3 protein-coding genes are annotated in these 3,855 nt (G+C 71.4%); all 3 read right to left on the bottom strand.

Features of this window, described 5'->3' with window-relative positions; genetic code table 11:
• Positions 1 to 134: 134 nt before the first annotated feature.
• Positions 135 to 1,538, bottom strand: coding sequence for an NAD(P)(+) transhydrogenase (Re/Si-specific) subunit beta (locus KHC19_RS05125; RefSeq protein WP_213351205.1), 1,404 nt, complete (start codon positions 1,536 to 1,538; stop codon positions 135 to 137).
• 10 nt (positions 1,539 to 1,548) lie between these two features.
• On the bottom strand, positions 1,549 to 2,028 hold the full coding sequence (locus KHC19_RS05120; protein ID WP_213351203.1) for a proton-translocating transhydrogenase family protein: 480 nt from the start codon (positions 2,026 to 2,028) through the stop codon (positions 1,549 to 1,551).
• Positions 2,029 to 2,781: 753 nt separating this feature from the next.
• A partial coding sequence (locus tag KHC19_RS05115) for an NAD(P) transhydrogenase subunit alpha (protein ID WP_246548260.1) occupies positions 2,782 to 3,855 on the bottom strand: 1,074 nt, incomplete at its 5' end.

The following is a 3,855-nucleotide window of genomic DNA, read 5'->3' as shown; positions in this document are numbered from 1 at the left end:
CGGGTGGAAGGGCGCCCTCGGTTCGTCCGGGCCGGCGGGGGCTCGCAGGCCGCCTCGCGGCAAGCCTCGCGCGGCTGGTCCCCCGCGGCTGTCCCTCGCGGCAGCCCCCCTCTGGGGCCTGCCGGGGCCCCGCCTCAGTGGGCGAGGTTCTTGACGATGTCCTCGACCATCTTCTTGGCGTCGGCGAACAGCATCATGGTGTTGTCGCGGAAGAACAGCTCGTTCTCGACGCCCGCGTAACCGGCCGCCATGCCGCGCTTGATGAACAGCACCGTCTTCGCCTTCTCCACGTCGAGGATCGGCATGCCGTAGATCGCCGAGGTCGGGTCGGTCTTCGCCGCCGGGTTGGTCACGTCGTTGGCGCCGATCACGAAGGCCACGTCCGCCTGCGCGAACTCCGAGTTGATGTCCTCGAGCTCGAACACCTCGTCATAGGGCACGTTGGCCTCGGCCAGCAGCACGTTCATGTGCCCGGGCATGCGGCCGGCGACGGGATGGATGGCGTACTTCACCTCGACGCCCTCCTCCTTCAGCTTGTCCGCCATCTCTCTGAGGGCGTGCTGCGCCTGCGCCACCGCCATGCCGTAGCCGGGCACGATGATCACCTTGGCGGCGTTCTTCATGATGAAGGCGGCGTCCTCCGCCGAGCCCTGCTTCACCGGACGCGTCTCCACCGCGCCGGCGGGACCCGCCGCCGCATCGCCGCCGAAGCCGCCGAGGATCACCGAGATGAAGGAGCGGTTCATGCCCTTGCACATGATGTAGGACAGGATCGCGCCCGACGAGCCCACCAGCGCCCCGGTGATGATCAGCGCCGTGTTGCCCAGCGTGAAGCCGATGCCCGCCGCCGCCCAGCCCGAGTAGCTGTTCAGCATCGACACCACCACCGGCATGTCGGCGCCGCCGATCGGGATGATGATCAGCCCGCCCAGCACCAGCGACACGAGGACGATCAGCCAGAACACCGTGTGGCTCTCGGTGGCCACCAGCACCGCGATCAGCACCACCAGCAGCGCGGCCAGGCCGGCATTGACCACATGGCGGCCCGGCAGCAGGATCGGCTTGCCGCTCATATTGCCGTTCAGCTTGGCAAAGGCGATCACCGAGCCGGTGAAGGTGATGGCGCCGATGGCGACGCCGAGGCTCATCTCCACCAGCGCCTGGCCGTGGATGGCCCCCACCGCGCCGATGCCGAAGGCTTCAGGTGCATAAAGCGCAGCGGCGGCCACCGCCACCGCGGCGAGGCCGACCAGCGAGTGGAAGGCCGCCACCAGCTGCGGCATCTGCGTCATGGCGATCTTGCGGGCGATCACCGCGCCGGCGCCGCCGCCGATGGCGAGGCCGCCGATCACCAGCAGCCAGCCGCCGATCCCGGCCGGCGGCGAGGCCGCCAGCGTGGTCAGCACCGCGATGGTCATGCCGACCATGCCGAACAGATTGCCCCGGCGCGAGGTCACCGGGCTCGACAGCCCGCGCAGCGCCAGGATGAACAGCACCCCGGAGACGAGGTAGAGCAGCGCGACGATATTGGCGTTCATCTCCGCGCCCTCACTTCTTCTTCGAGTACATGGCGAGCATCCGGCTGGTCACCAGGAAGCCGCCGAAGATGTTCACCGAGGCCAGGATCAGCCCGATGAAGCCGAACCCCTTGGCCCAGCCGGTGCCCTCGGCCACCGTGTCGACGCCCACCGCCAGCAGCGCGCCCACCACGATCACCGAGGAGATGGCGTTGGTGACGCTCATCAACGGCGTGTGCAAGGCGGGGGTCACCGACCACACCACGTAGTAGCCGACGAACACCGCCAGCACGAAGATGGCCAGCCGGAACACGAACGGGTCGATCGCCCCGCCGGTCAGCGTGTGCGCCGCCGCGCCCGCCACGTCGGCGAGCCCACCATGCGCCGCCTGCGCGGCGGCATCGGCATAGGCCTGGGCGGCTTCCGCCGCCCGCTTGGCGACTTCCGCCGCCGCCCGGGCGCCTTCCAGCGCCTGCGCCGGATCCGCCGGCACCCCCGATGGATTGGCCATCCTGTTCTCCCCGTTCTCTCAAGGACCGGCCGGGATCCTGCCCCCGTGCCGCCCGCCGCTTCGTCTGTCGTCGTGTCGTCGTGTCGTTTCTTGTCGTCGTCCGGTGCCGGCGCTGCGTGCCGGCGCCTTGTAGGGCCTCTGCCGCCGCGAGCCCGCGCCGGCCGGATCGTGTCGCGTCAGGCGACGGGAGCGCCGCCCGAAGGTCGTTGCCGGGCCGCCGTGGGGCCATCTCCGGCACCCCGGACCCGGGGCTCTCAAGGCCCGCCCGGAGAACCGGGCCGGCTGCCGGGACGCCGCCGGAGAACCGGCGAGCGGTGCTCCCCCCTCACCCCACCCCTCTCCCCCGCGGGGAGAGGGAGCCGGTCGCGCGGGGGGCGAGATCGCCCTCACCTCTTCCCCAAGAGGAAGCCGATGGTGCCGCCTCGCTGCCCGCTCCCGGCCTCTCCCGGGGAGGCCTTGCCTTACCTCTCCCCGAGGGGGAGAGGTCGGCGCGTAGCGCCGGGTGAGGGGGAACACCGCCGAAACCTGGAGAGCGAGGGAAGAGCCCGTCCTCCCGGCCGCTGCCCGCGAAGGGAATGCGAGACGGGAACGTCTTCCAGAACCCGTCTTCCAGAACCGGTCTCCCGACCCCGTCTCCCCGCGCGATCCCGGAACGGCCGGCGATGGTGCGGGAGCCGCGCGCGTCACAAGCGCGCCGCGCCCAATCCCCGTCGCCCGAGCCTTGGCCTCACGCCTTGGCCCCGCGCCCTCGCCTCACGCCGCCGCGGGAGCCCCGGCGTCCTCGACCTTGCCGCCGAAGCCCGGATGCACGATCGCCCCGCTTTTGGTCAGCAGCGTCGCCTTCACCAGCTCGTCGTCCCACTTCACCGCGAGCGCCTTGGCGTTCTTGTCCACCAGCGTCTCGACGAAGGCATAGAGGTTCTTGGCGTAGAGCTGCGAGGCGGTGGCCGCCAGCCGGCCGGGCACGTTGAGGAAGCCGACGATCTTGACACCGTTCGCCGTGGTGACGACCTCCCCCGCGACCGCGCCGGCGACATTGCCGCCGCGCTCCACCGCGAGATCGACGAGCACCGAGCCCGCCTTCATCGACGCCACCATCTCCGCCGACACCAGCTTCGGCGCCGGCCGGCCGGGGATCAGCGCCGTGGTGATCACGATGTCCTGCTTGGCGATATGCGAAGCCACCAGCGCCGCCTGCTTGGCCTGGTACTCCGCCGACATCTGCTTGGCGTAGCCGCCGGCGGTCTCCGCCTGCTTGAACTCCTCGTCCTCGACCGCGATGAACTTGCCGCCGAGGCTCTCCACCTGTTCCTTCGCCGCCGGGCGCACATCGGTCGCCGACACCACCGCGCCGAGGCGCCGGGCGGTCGCCACCGCCTGCAGCCCCGCCACGCCGGCACCCATCACGAACACCCGCGCCGCCGGCACCGTGCCCGCCGCCGTCATCATCATCGGGAAGGCCCGGCCGAACTCCGCCGCCGCGTCCACCACCGCCCGGTAGCCGGCGAGGTTGGCCTGTGAGGACAGCACGTCCATCACCTGCGCGCGGGTGATGCGCGGCATCAGCTCCATGGCGAACAGCGACGCCCCGGTCGCCGCGACCTCGGCCAGCGCCGCCTCATTGCCATGGGGATCGGCGATGGCGATCACCAGCGCCCCCGGCGCGATGCCGGCGAGATCCGCCGCCGCCGGCCGCCGCACCCCGAGCACGATCTGCGCTCCCGACGACGCCGCCGCGTTGTCCGCCGCGATCGAGGCCCCCGCGCCCTGGTAATCCGCGTCCGAGATCCCCGATCCCAGACCCGCTCCCGACGCCACCAGAACCTC

Source organism: Ancylobacter oerskovii, assembly GCF_018390555.1.
Lineage (GTDB): Bacteria > Pseudomonadota > Alphaproteobacteria > Rhizobiales > Xanthobacteraceae > Ancylobacter > Ancylobacter oerskovii.
This window is presented reverse-complemented; position numbering and strand designations above follow the sequence as displayed.

Bases quoted from the DNA above. Each gene is read 5' to 3' on its own strand.
- KHC19_RS05125 (WP_213351205.1), bottom strand. From the start codon at position 1,538: ATGAACGCCAATATCGTCGCGCTGCTCTACCTCGTCTCCGGGGTGCTG.
- KHC19_RS05120 (WP_213351203.1), bottom strand. From the start codon at position 2,028: ATGGCCAATCCATCGGGGGTGCCGGCGGATCCGGCGCAGGCGCTGGAA.